This window comes from Halomonas sp. THAF5a (assembly GCF_009363755.1).
Lineage (GTDB): Bacteria > Pseudomonadota > Gammaproteobacteria > Pseudomonadales > Halomonadaceae > Halomonas.
The window spans coordinates 3,789,193-3,806,748 of sequence record NZ_CP045417.1; the positions used below are offsets into that span (position 1 = coordinate 3,789,193).

Consider the following 17,556-nt stretch of genomic DNA (forward strand, 5'->3'; position numbering starts at 1 on the left):
GCAGGCGGAAGTCGCCAGACATCACTCGCCGCTGACGCTACCGAACCACTTGCTGTGGATCTCGTCGTAGGTGCCGTCTTCCTTCATCTCGGCCAGGGCCTCGTTGACGGGCTCGACCCACTCGCTGCCCTTGACGAAGACGATTCCGTACTGCTGGCCCTCGTAGAGGTCGCCCACGACCTTCACGCGGCCCTCGCCCTTGGTCTGGGAGAAGTAGCCGACATTGGGCGCATCGTAGAAGACCGCGTCGACGCTGCCGCCGAGCAGGGCCATGTACATGTCGCTGCTGCCCGGGTAGGGGGTAATGTCGGCGTCGTCGCCGAGGTTGCTCTGCAGGAAGTCGTAGCTGGTGGAGCCGACCTTGGTGCCGACCTTCTTGCCGTTCAGGTCCTCGAGGTCCTGGACGCTGTCGTCGTTGGCGCCGACCAGGATGCGCAGGCCGCTGTCGTAGTAGGGATCGGAGAAGTCGACGATCTCGGCCCGCTCGTCGGTGATGGTGATGCCGGCGATGGCGATGTCGACGTTGCCGGTCTGCACGGCGGGAATGATGCCGTTGAAGTCCATCGTGCGCAGGTTGTACTCGAAGCCGGCCCGTTCGGCCAGTTCGCTGATGATGTCCATGTCGAAGCCGACCATCTCGCCGGATTCCTGGTCCATCATCTCGAAGGGCACGAAGCTCGGGTCGGTGACGACCTCGAGCATGTGATCGTCGGCGTTGGCGAGCGTGGCACCCCCCAGCCCGATGGCGATGCTGGCGGCCAGTGCGGCGCGTGTCAGTTGCGGTTTCATAGCATTCCCCGTGGAAGGATTTCTTATCATTCGCGCCATCAACGATGGCGAGTTCCCGGGGAAGCGTCAAGTCATGGGCCAGGCAGGCTTTGGCCGCTCAGCCAACGCTGTCTCAGACCATGAAGGAGGCGCCGCACCCGCAGGTGGTGGTGGCGTTGGGGTTCTGGACCAGGAAGCGGGCGCCGGCGAGGCCCTCCTCGTAGTCGACGGTGGAGCCGACCAGGTACTGGTAGGAGAGCGGGTCGACCACCAGGGCCACCTGGCCGAACTCGACGAGGGTATCGTCCTCGGCGGTCTCCTCGGCGAAGTCGAAGCCGTACTGGAAGCCTGAGCAGCCGCCGCCGGTGACGTAGACGCGCAGCTTGAGCCGGGGATTGCCCTGTTCCTCGATCAGCGTCGCGAGTCGGGCCCGGGCGCCGTCGGAGAGCATCAAGGGGGTGGGAACGAAGGATTCGGCACCGCTCATGGGTGACCTCCCCTGGATCGATGAATGGCGAGATTGCCGACGATTATCCCCATGCCCCAGCAAAAGGGTCAACTTTTGCTGGGGGGATGGGGATTCCGGAGGGCAGGCCCCGGGATGCCGGACCATCGCGAGGGCGCTGTGAATACCTCCCTGTACGCTACTTTTTCCTTCCCTGGAAAAAGACCCTCGCTGCGCCCTCCCTCCGGACTCCGCTCATGGGAGAGTGGAGGTATCAGGGCATGATCGCCGGGGCGTCGAGGCCGGCGGTCTCGTCGAGGCCGAACATCAGGTTGAGGTTGTGCACGGCCTGGCCCGAGGCGCCCTTGACCAGGTTGTCGATCACCGAGAGCACCACCACGGTGTCGCCGTCGCCGGGGCGGTGCACCGCCAGCCGGCAGAGGTTGGCGCCCTTGACGCTGCGCGTCTCGGGGTGGCTGCCGGCGGGCATGACGTCGACGAAGGGCTCGTCGGCGAAGCGGCGCTCGAAGAGCGCCTGCAGATCGCCCGGCTCGCCGGTGAGGCGCCCGTAGAGGGTGGCGTGGATGCCGCGGATCATCGGCGTCAGGTGCGGCACGAAGGTCAGGCCCACCGGGCCGCCGGCGGCATCGCCGAGCCCCTGGCGAATCTCCGGCAGATGACGGTGGCCCGAGGCGCCATAGGCCTTCATGGACTCGCTGGCCTCGGCCAGCAGCGAGGGCACCTTGGCGCCGCGTCCGGCGCCGGTGACGCCGGACTTGCAGTCGGCGATCACGTGGTCGGCGTCGATCAGGCCGGCCTCCAGCAGCGGCAGCAGGCCGAGCTGCACGGCGGTGGGGTAGCAGCCGGGCACCGCGATCAGCCGCGCCTCTCTGATGCGCTCGCGCCGCACCTCCGGCAGGCCGTAGACCGCCTCGCCGAGCAGCGCCGGGGCGCCGTGGGGCTGGCCGTACCAGTGGGCCCATTCGTCGGCATCGCGCAGCCGGAAGTCGGCCGAGAGGTCGATCACCCGGGTGCCGCGCTCGAGCAGATCAAAGGCCAGGGCGTGGGCCACCCCGTGGGGGGTGGCGAAGAAGACTGCGTCGCAGCGCCCCAGCCGGTCGGCGTCGGGCTGGCTGAAGGCCAGTGTGTCGTAGTGCCCGCGCAGGTTGGGATACAGCTCGCTGACGGCCATGCCGGCCTCGGAGCGCGAGGTGATGGCTTCCACTTCCACGTCAGGGTGACGAGCCAGCAGCCTGAGCAGTTCGACGCCGGTGTATCCGGTGCCGCCGACGATTCCGACCTTGATCACGATGGACTCCTGGAAACGGGACTGTGAAGGGGCGCTGAGACCTCTGTGTCTGGATATGATACACAAGAGGACAGGGTCCCGTGGATCCCCGATGCTCAGGCCGAACAGGAACGTCGCCGTGTCGCGCTTCTCACTACCCGACTTCAGCCTGGATGGCTTCCGTCGCCAGCTGGCCAACGTGGATGCCCTGCCCCAGCTGTGCGTGCTGGGCGTGGTCTCGGGGCTGATCACCGGGGGGCTCATGGTGGCGTTCCGGCTGCTCCTCGCCCTGGGCGCCCTGGCCTTCATGCCCGACGGCCACCCCGAGGCGTTCGAGCAGCTCCCGCCCTGGGGGCGGGCCCTGCTGCCGCTGCTGGCGGTGACCCTCATCGGCGTGTGGCTGTGGCGCCAGCCCCCTGCCGGCCGGAAGATCGGCGTGGCCCACGTGATCGAGCGGTTGACCTATCACCAGGGGCGCTTCCCGCTGCGCAACTGGATCACCCAGTGGTGGGTCGGGCTGATCTCGGTGCTCGGCGGGCTCTCCGCCGGGCGCGAGGGACCGGCGATCCACCTGGGGGCGGCGGCCGTCAGCGGCCTCGGCCAGCGGCTACGGCTGCCCCACAATAGCCTGCGGGTGCTGGTGGCCTGCGGAACGGCGGCGGGCATCTCGGCGTCCTTCCATACCCCCATCGCCGGGGTCATCTTCGCCATGGAAGTGGTGATGATGGAATACACCATCGTGGGCTTCATGCCGGTGATCCTGGCCTCGACCATGGGCGCGGTGGTGGCCCAGCTGGCGTTCGGCACCGAGCGCGCCTTCCAGGCCACCGATGTGGCGCTGGGCTCGCTGGTCAACCTGCCCTGGCTGGTGGTCTGCGCGCTGGTCATCGGCCTGCTGGCCGGGCTCTTCGTGCGGGTGGCGCGCGCGGGGCACCGCCTGGAGCGGCTGCCCTGGGGCCTGCGCTGTGCGCTGGTCGGTCTGATGGTGGGTGGCGTGGCCTGGTGGTACCCCCAGGTGCAGGGCATGGGCTACGACACCCTGGCGATGACCCTCTCGGCGGGACTGCCCCTGGACGTGCTGCTGGCGGTGGCCATCGGCAAGCTGCTGCTCACCGCCGGCGCCGTGGCCTGCGGCATTCCCGTCAGCATCATCGGGCCGATACTGGTGGTGGGGGCGGCCGCCGGGACCCTGCTGGGGCTGCTCGGTGCCCAGCTGATGCCGAGCCTGGCCGCCGGCCCCGAGATGTACGGCATGCTCGGCATGGCGGCGATGATGGGCGCCGTGCTCCAGGCGCCGCTCGCCGCGCTGATGGCGCTGCTCGAGCTGACCCACAACCCCAACATCATCATGCCGGGCATGCTGGCGGTGGTCGTGGCGGGGCTGACCTCCCGCCAGCTGTGCCGCTGCGACGGCTTCTTCATCAGCGTCACCCGACACGGCCTGCACCCGCTGCAGCAGCCGCTGATGCAGGCGCTCTCCCGGGTGTCGGTGCCGGCGGTCATGGAGCGCGGCCTGGTGCGCACCACGCGCATGGTGACCCGCGACCAGGCCCGGGCGCTCCTCGAGGCCAATCCCGTCTGGGTGCTGATCGAGCGCTCCGCCGCCGACAAGCCGCTGCTGGCGCTCAAGGCCGCCGACCTGGCGCGCTGGCTGCAGGAGCACGACGAGGAGGCCGACGATGACAGCGCGCTGATCGACCTGGTCGAGATTCCCGGCCAGCGCCTGGACATGGCGCCGATCCACCTGCAGGCGACGCTCACCGAGGCCTTCGAGCGACTCAACGACCGGGGGGTGGACGCCCTCTACGTGGAACACGGCCATCGGCCGAAGAGCAAGCGGATTTCCGGTATCATCACCCGTGACGCCATCGAGCGACACTATCGTTTCTCCGATTCACCGAACGGCTGAGGAGTCGTCATGTACCTGTGGATGAAGGCCCTGCACCTGGTGGCCATGGTGACCTGGTTCGCCGCGCTCTTTTACCTGCCGCGCCTCTATGTCTACCACGCCCAGGCCCGCGATCGCGGCGAGCAGCAGGCGATCGACCACTTCCTCGTCATGGAGCGCAAGCTCTACCGCGGCATCATGACCCCGTCGATGATCGCCGTGCTGCTCTTCGGCGGCGCCATGCTGGCGCTCAATCCCGCCTGGCTCGGCCAGGGCTGGCTGCACGCCAAGCTGACGCTCGTGGTGCTGCTGGTGGCCTACCACCATGTCTGCCTGATCTACCTGAAGCAGTTCGCCGCGGCGCGCTGCACCCGCGGTCACGTCTTCTTCCGCTGGTTCAATGAGCTGCCGGTGATCGCCCTGCTGGCGATCGTCTTCCTCGCCGTGATGAAGCCCTTCTGATGGCCGGCGACGCACAGCTCACGCCCCACCTGCCGACCGTGCTGGTGCTGGCCGGCCACGACCCCACCGGCGGTGCCGGCCTGGTCGCCGACAGCGAGGCGGTGGCCGCCTGCGGTGGCTGGGCCCTGACCCTGCCCACCGCGCTGACGGTGCAGAACTGCCGCGACGTCAGCGCGGTGCATGCCGTCGGTGCCGACCCGCTGCGCGCCATGGCGTCGGCCCTCGACACCCTCGAGGTCGCCGCCATCAAGATCGGGGTGATCCCGGATGCCGCCGTGCTGGATGCCGTGGTGGACATCGTGCGCCGGCGGCCGGGGGTGCCCGTGGTGATGGACCCGGTGCTCAGCGCCGGCGGCGGCAGTGACTTGTCCACAAGCGAGCTGGTCGACGCCATCCGCCATCACCTGCTACCGCATGTGGATATCCTGACGCCCAATCGGGGCGAGCTGGCGCGGCTGGCCGGCCGCGACGGCGAGGACGATACCGAGCGCGCGGTGGCGCTGATGTCGCTGGGCTGCCAGGCGCTGCTGGTCACCGGCACCGATGATCCCGAGGGCCGGGTGCCGGCCGATCTCGTCGAGCACACCCTGCATGCCCCGGATGCCAGCCGCCAGTGGACCTGGCCGCGTCTCGAGGGCGTCTTCCACGGCTCCGGCTGCACCCTGGCGAGCGCCCTGGCGGCACGCCTGGCCGCGGGCGAGTCGCTGGTCGCCGCCTGTGAACAGGCCCAGGCGTTCACCTGGCAGGCGCTGGCGCACGGCTGGCAGCCCGGCCAGGATCAGCGCCTGCCGCGGCGTCTCTGGACGCTGCCGGCGCGCCCGACCTGGCTCACATCCGAGGCGGCCAGCGGGCGCTGAGGCCGGACGGGCTGGTCATCGCCCCGCCGGCAGACGAGAATAGGGACGCATTCGGGCCTCGCCGATAGCGACGTCGTTGGCGAGATTCACCGGCTGTTCACCGCCCGCCACAGGGTTATCTAGAGAATTATCCACAGCCTGCCCGACGGGCGGGCCTCAACAGGGCAAGAGGTTGACATGACCACATCCGCACAGCTCTTCGAACAGGCCTGTCGGCACATTCCCGGCGGGGTCAATTCGCCGGTGCGCGCCTTCAAGGGCATGGATCGCCCCCCGGTGTTCATGGAGCGTGCCAGGGGGGCCTACCTGTTCGATGTGGAAGGCAAGCGCTATGTCGACTATGTCGGTTCCTGGGGGCCGATGATCACCGGCCACGCCGACCCCGACGTGCTGGGTGCGGTGCGCGAGCGCCTGGATGCCGGCCTCTCCTTCGGCACTCCCACCGCCGTCGAGACCACCATGGCCGACCTGATCTGCGAGATGATCCCCTCCATCGAGATGGTGCGCATGGTCAACTCCGGTACCGAGGCCACCATGTCGGCGGTGCGCCTGGCGCGTGGCTTCACCGGCCGGGACAAGATCGTCAAGTTCGAGGGCAACTACCACGGGCACACCGACTCGCTGCTGGTCAAGGCCGGCTCCGGGGCCCTGACGCACGGCGAACCGAGCTCACCGGGCGTGCCGGCCTCCCTGGCCGAGCATACCGTGACGCTCTCCTTCAACGACGCCGATGCCGTGGAGCAGTGCTTCGAGGAGATCGGTGACGAGGTGGCCTGCATCATCGTCGAGCCGGTGGCCGGCAACATGAACTGCATCCCCCCCCAGCCGGGCTTCCTGGAGACCCTGCGCCGGGTCTGCGACCGCCACGGCAGCGTGCTGATCTTCGACGAGGTGATGACCGGCTTCCGGGTGGCACTGGGCGGGGCCCAGGCGCACTACGGCGTCACCCCCGACCTGACCTGCCTGGGCAAGATCGTCGGCGGCGGCATGCCGGTGGGGGCCTTCGGCGGACGCCGCGAGATCATGGAGGTGGTCTCGCCGCTGGGGCCGGTCTATCAGGCGGGCACCCTCTCGGGCAATCCGCTGGCCATGTCGGCGGGCATCGCCCTGCTCAACAAGCTCAAGGCGCCCGGCTTCCACGATGCCCTGGCGCAGCGGGTCGAGACGCTCTGTCACGGCCTCGAGGCGCGCGCCGAGGCGGCGGGGATCGACATGATCACCCAGCGCGCCGGCGGCATGTTCGGGCTCTTCTTCACCGGCCAGAGCCGGGTCGACAACTTCGCCCAGGCCACCGCTTGCGACGGCGACGCCTTCCGTCGCTTCTTTAGCGCGATGCTCGACGAGGGGGTCTACCTGGCGCCGTCGGCCTTCGAGGCCGGCTTCATGTCCAGCGCCCATGCCCCGGAAGACATCCAGCTGACCCTGGACGGCGCCGAGCGTGCCTTCGCGGCGATGCAGCGCGGCTGATCCTCTTCACCGACCGGGAGACCCTAGATGGCCCAGAGAGAGGTGCAACACCAGGCGGCATGCGAGGACGCCCTGTCGCTGGAGGCACTGGTCGATCGACTGGTGGCCTTCCACGCGAGTGAGCGCGTGGCCTCCCTTCCCGACGACGCCGGCCTGACGGCCTTCCAGGCGCGTATCGAGGGCGAGATGGCGGCCCTCGAGCCGCTGCTGATCGGCGAGGAGGACCGGCATCGCCTCGCCGCGCTTCGCCAGTGGCTCGATCAGGACATGCAGCGCCTGGCCGCGGTCTTCCTGGCGCGGCGGGATCGCCTGCTGGCGGCCAGCTGGGCCGTCGCGTATCCCGAGAGTCGGCTGTGTGCCGAGGGGCGCGTCCTGCTCGCCAACGCCATCGGCCGCGACCTCAAGGGGCCGGGCGCCGACGGCGTGCTCGATCCCGGCAGCGATCTGGCCGCCCTGCTGGTGGGGCTGGACGCCCGGGCCGAGACCGCCCTGGCCCGCCAGGCGCTGGATCGCTACCTGCGCTTTTCCGGCGACTACGGCATGGCGCGGCTGCTCTCGGTGTTTCGCGTCGTCGAGGCCCTCGCCGGGGCACGCCGGGCCCTGGGGCGCCGGGGCGAGGCGGGGGAGGACGGCGAGCGTCCGGCACTGCTCGCCGAGACCATGCGGGCCTGCCACGACTACCTGACCCTGGCCGAGGGCTACGCCGAGTTCCGCTTCCCACCGCTGGTGATCGGCATCGGGGTGTCCGGCAGCGGCAAGAGTCGCTTCACCCGTACCCTGGTGTCGCGACTGGGCGCCGTGCGGATCTGCTCGGACGTGGAGCGGCGCCGTGTCCACGGACTCGATCCACAGGAGGGAGCGGCGCCAGCGGCTGTGGATATCTTCAGCCGCGAGGCCACCGCGCTCACCTATCGCCGCATGGCCGAGTGTGCCGGCCGGCTGCTGGAGGCGGGATTCCCGGCCTGCGTCGACGGCACCTTCCTGAGGCGTGAGCAGCGTGATCAGCTGCGCCAGGAGGCCGAGGCTCGTGGACTGCCGGTGCTGCTGGTCAGCTTCGAGGCCGACGAGGCCACCCTGCGCCGCCGCATCGAGAAACGCGCCGGGCGTCAGGGCGTGGAGGCCCGGGAGAGCCTGGCGGTTCTGGAGGCCCAGCAGGCCGCCTTCGAGGGCATCGGTGACGAGGAGCGCCTGCACCTGCTGCGCTTGGATACCACCGCCGACAACGCCGCCGAGACCCTGGCGGGGTTGATCCAGGAGCACGTGCGCCTGACCTGAGCGATGGCGGGGCCGTCAGGAGCGGGGGGCGGCGCCGGGCGGCGAGGTATCGCGCTGGCGGCGCCCCACCAGCGGCGGCGGGGCGCCGAGGTTCTGGCGGGCCCAGTTCACCGCCTGCAGGCGATTGTGCACCTTGATCTTGCGAAAGATGTTGTAGAGGTGGGACTTGACGGTGTGCTCGCTGACGAAGAGCTGGTCGGCGATCTCGATGTTCGAGGCCCCGGTGCCGAGCATGGCGATGATCTCCAGCTCCCGGTGCGTCAGGCCGCAGACGGGCCGATAGGAGTTGAGCTGCTGGCGGCGGAAGAACTGGATCATCCGGGTCATCAGCGAGCGTGACATCCAGAGGTTGCCTTCCAGCAGGATGGTCAGCCCCTTGCAGATCATCTCCAGCGAATCGCTGCGATAGAAGACCCCCTGCAGGTTCATGGCCGAGAGCAGCTCGACGGCGTGCTCCTCGTCGCGCAGGTTGAAGGCGGCCAGCGACATGTCCTCGGCCTCGGCCGCCCTGACGTGCCACTCCTGCATGGTGGCCTCGTCGATGTGATCGGCGTCGAGCAGTACTACCGTCGGCGAGGCCTCCTTGCCCTTCCACTCCGCGGCGGGAGCGACGACCGAGACCTGGCAGTCGAGCTGCTGGTGCAGATAGTCGATGAAGAGTTGCGACTGGGGATTGCTGGCGGTGACCAGCAGCACCAGGCGTTGGTCCTGCGTCATGATCCCGTTCCTCTTACGTACGTGCGATGACGCTCCGGATTCGCCATCAGCCGAACGTGGCAGTTTTGCCACTTTGAAGTTGAGTCTTGGCCAGAATGTAAGTTTTAGTAACTAACTTTTGGTTATTTTTTTATTACTTTTTGTCTGTTATCGCCTTGGCATGGGGTCCAACGCTTGCCGATCAATGGCTTTTGGCCGCTTCGCGATGTGGCCGGCGCCGCCATGGCAGGCCGCTATCGACGAAATTCACCCGTTTCGCTCCAAGAGTTGCAAAACACCTCTCATTCTTAAGTATGTAAAAAGCCACGAATTGACCGGCCATGCCGTCGACGCAGGGACGCGCGTTTCCCCGCCGGAGGGCGGGCTCGTAGAATGGGGGCCCCCTGATGTCCTTGGAGAGTCGATCATGAGTCCATCCCAGCTGGTCCTGGCCAGCGGCAACGCCGGCAAGCTTCGCGAGTTTCACCAGCTGCTCGCGCCGCTTGGCTTCGAGGTGCATGCTCAGGCCGACTACGGCGTGGCCGACGTCGAGGAGACCGGCCTGACCTTCGTCGAGAACGCCCTGCTCAAGGCCCGCGAGGCCAGCCGGCTGAGCGGCTTGCCGGCGCTCGCCGACGATTCCGGCCTGGAGGTGGACGCCCTGGCGGGCGCGCCCGGCATCTATTCGGCCCGCTATGCCGGTGAACCGAAGAGCGATGCCCGCAACAATGCCAGGCTGCTCGAGGCCCTGGCCGAGGTGCCGGAGGGACGCCGTCGCGCCCGCTACTGGTGCGTGCTGGTGCTGCTGCGCCATGCCGAGGACCCGGTGCCGCTGATCGTGCAGCGTAGCTGGGAGGGCGAGATCCTCCAGGCGCCGCGCGGCGAGGGCGGCTTCGGCTATGATCCGCTGTTCTGGCTGCCCGACCTGCAGGCCAGCGCCGCCGAGCTCGAGGCCGAGCTTAAGAACCGCCTCAGCCATCGGGGGCGCGCCCTCCAGGCGCTGGTGGCCGCCATGGCGCCGGAGTCCGCTCGCTCATGAGCGCGCCGCCGATCGCGACCGGCCTGCCGTCGCTGTCGCTCTACGTTCACGTGCCCTGGTGCGTGCGCAAGTGCCCCTACTGCGACTTCAACTCTCACGGCGTCGGCCGAGGCGCGGAGCTGCCGGAGGAGGCCTATCTGGCGGCGCTGATCGCTGACCTCGAGGCCGACCTGCCGCTCGCCGCGGGGCGCGAGCTGGTCAGCATCTTCATCGGCGGCGGCACGCCGAGCCTGATGTCGGCCGGCTTCTATGAGCGCCTGCTCGATGCCGTCGCGCAGCGCCTGCCGCTGGCCGGGGACATCGAGATCACCCTGGAGGCCAATCCCGGCACCCTGGAGCGCGGCCGGTTCGCCGGCTATCGGTCGGCGGGCATCAATCGGCTCTCGCTCGGGGTGCAGAGCTTCCAGGCGGCCCAGCTCTCGGCCCTGGGGCGTATCCACAGCGGCGACGACGCGCGTGCGGCCTTCGACGAAGCGCGCCGGGCCGGCTTCGACAACCTCAACCTCGACCTGATGCACGGCTTGCCCGGCCAGACCCCGGCCCTGGCGCTGGCGGACCTGGAGCAGGCCCTGGCCCTCGCCCCGGAGCACCTCTCCTGGTACCAGCTGACCCTGGAGCCCAATACCGAATTCCACTCCTATCCCCCGGTCCTGCCGGAGGAGGAGACGCTGTGGGATATCCAGGATGCCGGGCACGAGCGCCTCGAGGCCGCGGGGTTCTCGCGCTACGAGATCTCCGCCTATGCGCGCCCGGGGCGGGCGTCGCGCCACAACCTCCACTACTGGCGCTTCGGCGACTACCTGGGCATCGGCGCCGGGGCCCACGGCAAGCTCAGCCTGCCGGCCCCCGAGGGCCTCGACATCGAGCGACGCTGGAAGTCCCGCCGGCCCGAGGACTACCTGCGCCGCGCCAACGATCCCCGGGGCTTCGTGGCCGGCCGCAGCCTCATCGACGAGCGAGAGCTGCCCCTCGAGTTCGCCATGAACGCCCTGCGCCTGGTGGAGGGGGTGCCGCTCTCGACCTGGCAGGCCCACACGGGACGCGACGACTCGGTACTGCTCGAGAGGCTCGCGGCGGCGCGGGAAAAAGGACTTCTTGTGGAAGATGCCGACAGACTTGGGGCCTCGCCCCAGGGTCTATTATTCTTGAACGAACTGCTGGCCATAATGGACGATGTCGGCCAGTGAAGGATGACCCTCGATCACCCAAGGAGGAGAGGACACGATGAGAAGAGCGATGCAATGGATGGCCCCCCTGGCCGCTTCGGCCCTGCTGGTGGGCTGTACCACGACCGACCCCTATAGCGGCCAGACCCAGCGCAGCCAGACCGGCACCGGGGCGGCCATCGGCGCGGCCATTGGGGCCGCCGCCGGTGCCCTCAGCGGTGACGGCAGCACCAGCCGGCGCGACCGTGCCCTGATCGGGGCCGCCGTGGGGGCCGCCGCCGGCGGCGGCATCGGCGCCTACATGGACAAGCAGGAAGAGCAGCTGCGGCAGAGCACCCAGGGCACCGGGATCGGCGTCGATCGTCGCGGCGATGACATCGTGCTCAACATGCCGAGTGAGGTGACCTTCGCCTTCGACTCCAGCGACCTGACCCCCAATGCGCAGACCGCCCTCAACGACGTGGCCAGGGTGCTCCAGCAATACCCGGACACCCGGGTGAACATCGCCGGTCATACCGACAGCACCGGCGATGCCGGCTACAACCAGCAGCTCTCCGAGCGGCGCGCCAGCGCGGTGGGCAACTACCTGGCTCAGTCCGGCGTGACCCGCAACCGCCTGAACATGACCGGCTACGGCGAGAACCAGCCCGTCGCCAGCAACCAGACCGAGCAGGGGCGTGCCCAGAACCGTCGGGTGGAGATCACCCTGACGCCGATCCAGGAGCGCTTCCAGCAGTAATCGCCGGCTGCCTGGCATCACCCCTCCGGGCCCGCCACTGTCGCAGTGGCGGGCCCTTCTGTCTCGACGACCCACGGATCCCTAATGCTCTCCTACCAGCATGCCTACCATGCCGGCAATTTCGCCGACGTTCACAAGCATCTGACGCTGTTTGCCGTCATCGATCACCTGTTACGTAAGGAATCCTCTGTTACGTATATGGACACCCATGCCGGCCGTGGCCTCTATCCCCTGGCTGCGGAGGAGACGGCGAGGCTTCAGGAGTACCGCGCAGGCGTCGCGCGGCTCTGGCAGGCTCGGGAACGCCTCGTCGGAGCACCGCTGCTGGGCGACTGGCTCGCTGCGCTGGGCCGCGTGCAGTCCCGCGCGGGCCGGCTCGATCATTACCCCGGCTCGCCCTGGTGGCTCTCGGCTCGCCTGCGCGCCCAGGACCGGCTGATGCTCTTCGAGCTCCACCCCGGGGAGCACGACCACCTGGCTCGCCAGACGCTGCCGGACAACGTGCAGCGTGTCCACGGCGATGGGCTGCAGGGGCTCGTGAAGCGCCTGCCGGTGCCCACGCCGCGGCTTTGCGTGCTGGTCGACCCGAGCTACGAGCGCAAGGCGGAGTACGCCGAGGTGGCCGAGGCCGTCTGTCAGGCCATGCGCAAGGCGCGCCATGCGGTGGTGCTGGTGTGGTACCCGCTGCTGCCGGCGGGCCGTCACCGCGAGCTGCTGGAGGGGCTGCGCGACGGCGGGGTGCGCAAGATCTGGCGCAGTGAGCTGCGGCTGCGCGAGCCCCAGGAGGGCGAGCGGGGCATGGTCGGCAGCGGCATGCTGGTGATCAATCCGCCCTGGGGGCTCGACGACCGCCTGGAGGCCGCGATGGCCGAGATCCTGCCGCTGCTGGGCGAGAGCAGCCGCCACCGCGGCGACTGGTGGGTGGGGGAGTAGGGAATTACTTGCCGATGCAGAAGCTGCCGAAGATCTCGCCTAAGAGGTCATCGGCGCTGAACTCCCCGGTGATCTCGCCCAGCGCCTGCTGGGCATCGCGCAGGTCCTCGGCCAGCAGCTCGCCGGCACCAAAGCCGGCCAGCTGCGCCTCGCCGTTGGCAAGGGCCTGCCCGGCGCGGTCCAGGGCATCCAGGTGGCGACGGCGCGCCGAGAAGCGGCCCTCGGTGGTCGCCGCGAAGCCCATCACGGCCTTGAGGTGCTCCTTGAGGCTGTCGATGCCGGCGCCGCTCCTGGCCGACAGCCGGATCACCGGTCGCTCGCCGGCGGTATCGAGCCCGGGCGTCTCCTGGCTGGCATCGATCTTGTTGCGCACCAGGGTCAGCCGTGAAGGATCGGCCAGGCGGGCGACGAACTCCGGCCAGATGGCCATGGGATCCACCGCCTCGGTGGTCGCGGCATCGACCATCAGCAGCACCCGGTCGGCCTTCTCGATCTCCTCCCAGGCCCGGGCCACGCCGATCCGCTCAACGGCGTCCGGGGTGTCGCGCAGGCCGGCGGTGTCGATCACGTGCAATGGCATGCCGTCCAGGTGGATATGCTCGCGCAGCACGTCCCGGGTGGTGCCCTCGATGTCGGTGACGATGGCGGTCTCCTGTTCCGTCAGGGCGTTGAGCAGGCTCGACTTGCCGGCGTTGGGCCGCCCGGCGATCACCACGCTCATCCCCTCTCGCATCAGCGCCCCCTGGCCGGCGGCGGCGCGCACCTCGGCCAGGTTGCCCTGGATGGCGGCGAGCTGGCCGGCGACATGGCCGTCGGCGAGGAAGTCGATCTCCTCCTCGGGGAAGTCGATGGCGGCCTCGACGTAGATGCGCAGCTCGATGAGCCGCTGGACCAGCGCCTGGACGCGCTGCGAGAACTCGCCCTGCAGCGAGCGCAGGGCGTTCTCGGCGGCGCCCCGGGAGCTCGCCTCGATCAGGTCGGCGATCGCCTCGGCCTGGGCGAGGTCCAGCTTGTCGTTGAGGAAGGCGCGCTCGGAGAACTCGCCGGGCCGGGCCAGGCGAGCGCCGAGCTGCACGCACCGCTCGAGCAGCAGGTCCATAATCACCGGCCCCCCGTGGCCCTGGAGCTCCAGCACGTCCTCGCCGGTGAAGGAGTGGGGGCCGGCGAAGTAGAGCGCGATGCCCTCGTCGATCGCCTCGTCGGCGCCGCGGAAGGGGCCGTAGTGGGCCTGGCGTGGGGCGGGGCAGTGGCCCAGCATCGCCTGGGCGATCGTCGTGCAGGCGGGCCCGGAGACGCGGATGATCCCCACGCCGCCGCGTCCCGGCGGCGTGGCCAGGGCGGCGATGGTGTCCTGATCGTAGAGGCTGGCGGCCATGGACGGTTCCTGTGGTCGAAAGGCGGGTGAGCGGCGGGGCGCTCGGGACTATTGTCCGGGGCGGGGCGCGGTAAGGCCAGCCCGGCAAGAACCCGACCCCCTAAACGCCAGACCCCCGCCGAGGCGGGGGTCTGGAAGAGCGGGGCAGAAGACCCTGGCTACTTGGTCTTCATGCCCTTGCCGATGCTGGGATCGGCCTCGATCTTGCGGGTGATGGTGTACTGCTGAATGATCGAGATGCAGTTGTTGACCACCCAGTAGATGACCAGGCCCGCCGGGAACCACAGGAAGAAGAAGGTGAAGACGATCGGCAGCATCTTCATGATCTTCGCCTGCATCGGATCCGGGGGTGTCGGGTTGAGCATCTGCTGCACGAACATCGAGGCGCCCATCAGGATCGGCAGGATGAAGTAGGGATCCTTCACCGACAGGTCCTGGATCCAGAACATGAAGGGCGCATGGCGCAGCTCGACGGATTCCAGCAGCATCCAGTACAGGGCGATAAACACCGGCATCTGCACCAGGATCGGCAGGCAGCCCCCCAGAGGATTGATCTTCTCCTTCTGGTAGAACTTCATCATCTCCTGGGACATCTTCTGGCGGTCGTCGCCGAACTGCTCCTTCAGGCGCTGCATCTCCGGGCCCAGCTTGCGCATGCGGGCCATGGACTTGTAGGCCTTGGCGGAGAGCGGCCAGAGCGCCGCCTTCACCAGCATGGTCAGCAGGACGATGGACCAGCCCCAGTTGCCGATCAGGTCATGGATGTGATCGAGCAGCCAGAACAGCGGGTTGGCGATGAACCACAGCCAGCCGAAGTCCACCGTCAGCTCCAGGTTGGGCGCCACGGCCTCGAGGCGATCCTGGACCTTGGGGCCCATGTAGAGGGTCGCGCCGAGGGCCGCCTCGCCGTTGCCGGCGACGTTGCTGGTCGGGCCCGCGAAGGCCGCGACGTTGCGGTCGCGCGCATCGGTGGTGGCGTAGAAGAGGTTCTGCTGGTTCTGTTCCGGGACCCAGGCCGAGGTGAAGTAGTGCTGGATGATGGCGACCCAGCCGCCCTCGACGTCGCGGTTGTTGAAGGCCCCTTCCTGGATCTCCTCGAAGTCGACCTTGAGGTAGCGGTCCTCCGGCGTGGAGTAGGCGGCCCCGAGGTAGGAGCGCATGCCCATCTTCGGGCCGCTGGAGGGGTCGCTGCTGTTGTCGCGGACCAGCTGGCCGATGAAGCGCGCGGTGACCGGCTCCTCGGTGTTGTTGGCCAGGAAGTAGTTCACGTCGACCGCGTAGCTGTCGCGCTCGAAGGTGAGGCGCTTGATCACCTCGACGCCATTGACCTCGGCGGTCATGTCGACTTCGAGTCGGTCGTCGTTCTCGCCCAGCCGGTATTCGGTGGCCTCGGGCGTGAAGGTGATGCGTCCCTCATGCCCCTCGAGCTGCAGCCCCGAGCGCGCCACGTAGCTGCGCGTCTCGCTGTCGGAGAGCAGCACGTAGGGGCGCTCGGAATCGAGGCTGAAGCGATGCTGGGGCAGCGCCGCGTAGACGATGTCGCCGCCCTGGGGGTCGATGCGCACGTCCAGCACGTCGGTCACGACGGCCACCAGGTCGCGGCTGCCCGCCGGGGTCTCGGCCGCGCCGGGAATCCCGCTGGCCATGTCATTGGACGAGGCGCTGGTGGGGACCGAGAGGTCGTCGCCGCCGTCGTTCGGCGCGGACGCGCCATTCGACGCGCTGCTGGTCATGGCGGGGGCTTGCGGCTCAGGAGCCACCTGGCCGTAGTCCTGATTCCACTGGACCATCAACAGGTAGGCGAGGATCGCCAGGGGAATCAGCAGGAGTAGTCGTTTTACGTCCATGAGGGATCTGCCCGATGGGGAGTGAACATTCCGATGGCGCAACGCAGGTCGCACACCCGAGATACACGAAAGCCTGCCGGAGGCAGGCTGAGAAACACACGCTGGCCGGCAACATCCGACGCGTCGACGCGGTGGGGCGCGGCAAGGAGCGGGGTGATCATGCTCATGCAGGCTCCGGGATGCGCTGAGACCGAGGGGAGCCGGTCGTCATGTGCGGTGCGTGTCTTCGCTCCGCGTGGTGCCTCGCTCCGGCTCGTGGGAGGCCTTGCTGGCCTCGCGCTCGAGGCGGCGCCACATCCCGTGGAGCTGGCGATGCACGGTGGCGTTGTCCAGCTCGTGGACTCCTCGCCGGGCCAGCACCACGATATCGACCGCGGGAAGGCGCTGCTGCCGGAGCCGGATGGAGTCACGCACGATGCGCTTGAGGCGGTTGCGGTCGACGGCCCGGCGAACGTTCTTCTTGCTGAAGATCAGGCCGAGTCGCGGGTGGCCGAGTGCATTGGGCGAGGCCAGAGCCATCAGCCCCTTGCCATGGACCTTGAAAGCCGCCGTTTCGAAGACACGACGATAGTCCCCGGCAGTCAGCAGCCTCAGCTGCCGGGGATAGCCCTGACGTGACACGCGAGGGCCGCGATCAGGCGCTCAGGCGCTTACGGCCCTTGGCGCGACGACGAGCCAGCACGGCACGGCCGTTCTTGGTGGCCATGCGAGCACGGAAGCCATGTGCGCGCTTGCGCTTGAGGACGCTGGGTTGAAAAGTACGTTTCATAACTCGTTATTCCCACGTGGTTTTCTGAATGATTGGATCACTCGTAGAGATCCGGATGCCGCTGACGGATCCGGGGGTATTCGACTCAAGACCGGAAATTGTAGTGATTCCAGCCCTGCGGTGCAATTCTTACCTGTGGTTTTGCGGCGTCGCGAACGCCCTGGCGGCGCGGCTTTCGGCGCGATCGCGCGGCGCTTCTCAGGCCCCCGTTCGGCCCCTCGGCATGACGAGGCGAGCCAGGCTCTGTGGTCACCCCTGGGGATGAATGATGTGAGTAAGTCTTTTTAGTGAAGGTATATCAATGGATTAGGATGGAAAGGCTGCTGTGGAAAAAGTGGGGATGGGGTGGGGGCAGGCGGTGGGCCGCGGCGTCGGGGTAGGCGGGGCGAGGTGGCGGTTGACCGAGGGGGCGCGCCGACTTTCGGCAAGCGGCGAGACGAGGAGGGGTTTTCCACAGGGCGACGCGCCGGGGCTGTCATGTGGATAACCCGGGGCCCGGGCGATACAATGGGCGGTCGTTCTCTACGCAAAGGTGAGGTCGC

General features: G+C 68.5%; 17 protein-coding genes. 9 read left to right on the plus strand and 8 right to left on the minus strand.

Translation table 11 applies throughout. The features are described from left to right. Positions 1-21: 21 nt before the first annotated feature. The 3 genes from FIU83_RS17320 to argC form a co-directional block, all read right to left on the minus strand. Positions 22-789 (minus strand): transporter substrate-binding domain-containing protein, encoded by a 768-nt coding sequence (locus FIU83_RS17320; protein WP_152485169.1) that lies wholly within the window; start codon positions 787-789, stop codon positions 22-24. 112 nt (positions 790-901) lie between these two features. Next, positions 902-1,255 (minus strand): iron-sulfur cluster insertion protein ErpA, encoded by a 354-nt coding sequence (gene erpA, locus FIU83_RS17325; protein ID WP_152485170.1) that lies wholly within the window; start codon positions 1,253-1,255, stop codon positions 902-904. 232 nt (positions 1,256-1,487) lie between these two features. Continuing rightward, a complete protein-coding gene (argC, locus tag FIU83_RS17330) occupies positions 1,488-2,522 on the minus strand; it encodes an N-acetyl-gamma-glutamyl-phosphate reductase (protein ID WP_152485171.1) in 1,035 nt (344 codons plus the stop codon). Positions 2,523-2,640: 118 nt separating this feature from the next. Between argC and FIU83_RS17335 the strand changes: the two genes are divergently transcribed. The 5 genes from FIU83_RS17335 to FIU83_RS17355 all read left to right on the plus strand — a co-directional run bounded on the left by FIU83_RS17335 (position 2,641) and on the right by FIU83_RS17355 (position 8,450). Continuing rightward, on the plus strand, positions 2,641-4,410 hold the full coding sequence (locus FIU83_RS17335; protein ID WP_152485172.1) for a chloride channel protein: 1,770 nt from the start codon (positions 2,641-2,643) through the stop codon (positions 4,408-4,410). A gap of 9 nt (positions 4,411-4,419) precedes the next feature. Beyond that, entirely contained in the window at positions 4,420-4,851 is a 432-nt protein-coding gene (hemJ, locus tag FIU83_RS17340; RefSeq protein ID WP_152485173.1) for a protoporphyrinogen oxidase HemJ, read from the plus strand. Then, a complete protein-coding gene (locus tag FIU83_RS17345) occupies positions 4,851-5,708 on the plus strand; it encodes a hydroxymethylpyrimidine/phosphomethylpyrimidine kinase (RefSeq protein WP_152485174.1) in 858 nt (285 codons plus the stop codon). Before hemJ ends, FIU83_RS17345 begins: the two co-directional genes overlap by 1 nt. A gap of 177 nt (positions 5,709-5,885) precedes the next feature. Then, on the plus strand, positions 5,886-7,175 hold the full coding sequence (hemL, locus tag FIU83_RS17350) for a glutamate-1-semialdehyde 2,1-aminomutase (protein WP_152485175.1): 1,290 nt from the start codon (positions 5,886-5,888) through the stop codon (positions 7,173-7,175). A gap of 27 nt (positions 7,176-7,202) precedes the next feature. Then, on the plus strand, positions 7,203-8,450 hold the full coding sequence (locus FIU83_RS17355) for a bifunctional aminoglycoside phosphotransferase/ATP-binding protein (protein WP_152485176.1): 1,248 nt from the start codon (positions 7,203-7,205) through the stop codon (positions 8,448-8,450). A 15-nt stretch (positions 8,451-8,465) separates the two neighbouring features. On the opposite strand, the gene FIU83_RS17360 is transcribed toward FIU83_RS17355, so the two are convergent. Then, positions 8,466-9,167, minus strand: a complete 702-nt coding sequence (locus FIU83_RS17360; RefSeq protein WP_152485177.1) for a LuxR C-terminal-related transcriptional regulator — start codon at positions 9,165-9,167, stop codon at positions 8,466-8,468. A 406-nt stretch (positions 9,168-9,573) separates the two neighbouring features. On the opposite strand from FIU83_RS17360, the gene rdgB reads away from it, so the two are divergent. From rdgB to FIU83_RS17380, 4 genes are all read left to right on the plus strand, one after another. Then, the gene (gene rdgB / locus FIU83_RS17365) at positions 9,574-10,185 is read left to right on the plus strand and encodes an RdgB/HAM1 family non-canonical purine NTP pyrophosphatase (RefSeq protein WP_152485178.1); all 612 of its coding nucleotides are present in this window, start codon (positions 9,574-9,576) and stop codon (positions 10,183-10,185) included. 11 nt (positions 10,186-10,196) lie between these two features. Continuing rightward, the gene (gene hemW / locus FIU83_RS17370; RefSeq protein ID WP_216645098.1) at positions 10,197-11,372 is read left to right on the plus strand and encodes a radical SAM family heme chaperone HemW; all 1,176 of its coding nucleotides are present in this window, start codon (positions 10,197-10,199) and stop codon (positions 11,370-11,372) included. A 37-nt stretch (positions 11,373-11,409) separates the two neighbouring features. Beyond that, positions 11,410-12,090 (plus strand): OmpA family protein, encoded by a 681-nt coding sequence (locus FIU83_RS17375; protein ID WP_152485180.1) that lies wholly within the window; start codon positions 11,410-11,412, stop codon positions 12,088-12,090. 84 nt (positions 12,091-12,174) lie between these two features. Continuing rightward, positions 12,175-13,023: a 23S rRNA (adenine(2030)-N(6))-methyltransferase RlmJ gene (locus tag FIU83_RS17380; protein WP_152485181.1), complete on the plus strand. Its 849-nt coding sequence runs from the start codon at positions 12,175-12,177 to the stop codon at positions 13,021-13,023. Positions 13,024-13,027: 4 nt separating this feature from the next. Here FIU83_RS17380 and mnmE read toward each other — a convergent pair whose 3' ends face one another. From mnmE to rpmH, 4 genes are all read right to left on the minus strand, one after another. Continuing rightward, positions 13,028-14,398, minus strand: coding sequence for a tRNA uridine-5-carboxymethylaminomethyl(34) synthesis GTPase MnmE (gene mnmE, locus FIU83_RS17385; RefSeq protein ID WP_152485182.1), 1,371 nt, complete (start codon positions 14,396-14,398; stop codon positions 13,028-13,030). Positions 14,399-14,556: 158 nt separating this feature from the next. Further along, a complete protein-coding gene (yidC, locus tag FIU83_RS17390) occupies positions 14,557-16,245 on the minus strand; it encodes a membrane protein insertase YidC (RefSeq protein WP_152485183.1) in 1,689 nt (562 codons plus the stop codon). Positions 16,246-16,452: 207 nt separating this feature from the next. Then, complete coding sequence (rnpA, locus tag FIU83_RS17395) at positions 16,453-16,866, minus strand: ribonuclease P protein component (RefSeq protein ID WP_152485184.1); 414 nt, start codon at positions 16,864-16,866, stop codon at positions 16,453-16,455. Between the two features lie 13 nt (positions 16,867-16,879). After that, a complete protein-coding gene (gene rpmH, locus FIU83_RS17400) occupies positions 16,880-17,014 on the minus strand; it encodes a 50S ribosomal protein L34 (protein ID WP_008959105.1) in 135 nt (44 codons plus the stop codon). Positions 17,015-17,556 lie beyond the last annotated feature (542 nt).

Excerpts from the sequence above, each read along its gene's own strand:
- FIU83_RS17320 (WP_152485169.1), bottom strand. The coding sequence starts at position 789 with ATGAAACCGCAACTGACACGCGCCGCACTGGCCGCCAGCATCGCCATC.
- rdgB (WP_152485178.1), top strand. The coding sequence starts at position 9,574 with ATGAGTCCATCCCAGCTGGTCCTGGCCAGCGGCAACGCCGGCAAGCTT.
- FIU83_RS17380 (WP_152485181.1), top strand. The coding sequence starts at position 12,175 with ATGCTCTCCTACCAGCATGCCTACCATGCCGGCAATTTCGCCGACGTT.
- erpA (WP_152485170.1), bottom strand. The coding sequence starts at position 1,255 with ATGAGCGGTGCCGAATCCTTCGTTCCCACCCCCTTGATGCTCTCCGAC.
- rpmH (WP_008959105.1), bottom strand. The coding sequence starts at position 17,014 with ATGAAACGTACTTTTCAACCCAGCGTCCTCAAGCGCAAGCGCGCACAT.
- yidC (WP_152485183.1), bottom strand. The coding sequence starts at position 16,245 with ATGGACGTAAAACGACTACTCCTGCTGATTCCCCTGGCGATCCTCGCC.
- FIU83_RS17345 (WP_152485174.1), top strand. The coding sequence starts at position 4,851 with ATGGCCGGCGACGCACAGCTCACGCCCCACCTGCCGACCGTGCTGGTG.
- FIU83_RS17360 (WP_152485177.1), bottom strand. The coding sequence starts at position 9,167 with ATGACGCAGGACCAACGCCTGGTGCTGCTGGTCACCGCCAGCAATCCC.
- FIU83_RS17375 (WP_152485180.1), top strand. The coding sequence starts at position 11,410 with ATGAGAAGAGCGATGCAATGGATGGCCCCCCTGGCCGCTTCGGCCCTG.
- hemJ (WP_152485173.1), top strand. The coding sequence starts at position 4,420 with ATGTACCTGTGGATGAAGGCCCTGCACCTGGTGGCCATGGTGACCTGG.
- FIU83_RS17355 (WP_152485176.1), top strand. The coding sequence starts at position 7,203 with ATGGCCCAGAGAGAGGTGCAACACCAGGCGGCATGCGAGGACGCCCTG.
- mnmE (WP_152485182.1), bottom strand. The coding sequence starts at position 14,398 with ATGGCCGCCAGCCTCTACGATCAGGACACCATCGCCGCCCTGGCCACG.
- hemL (WP_152485175.1), top strand. The coding sequence starts at position 5,886 with ATGACCACATCCGCACAGCTCTTCGAACAGGCCTGTCGGCACATTCCC.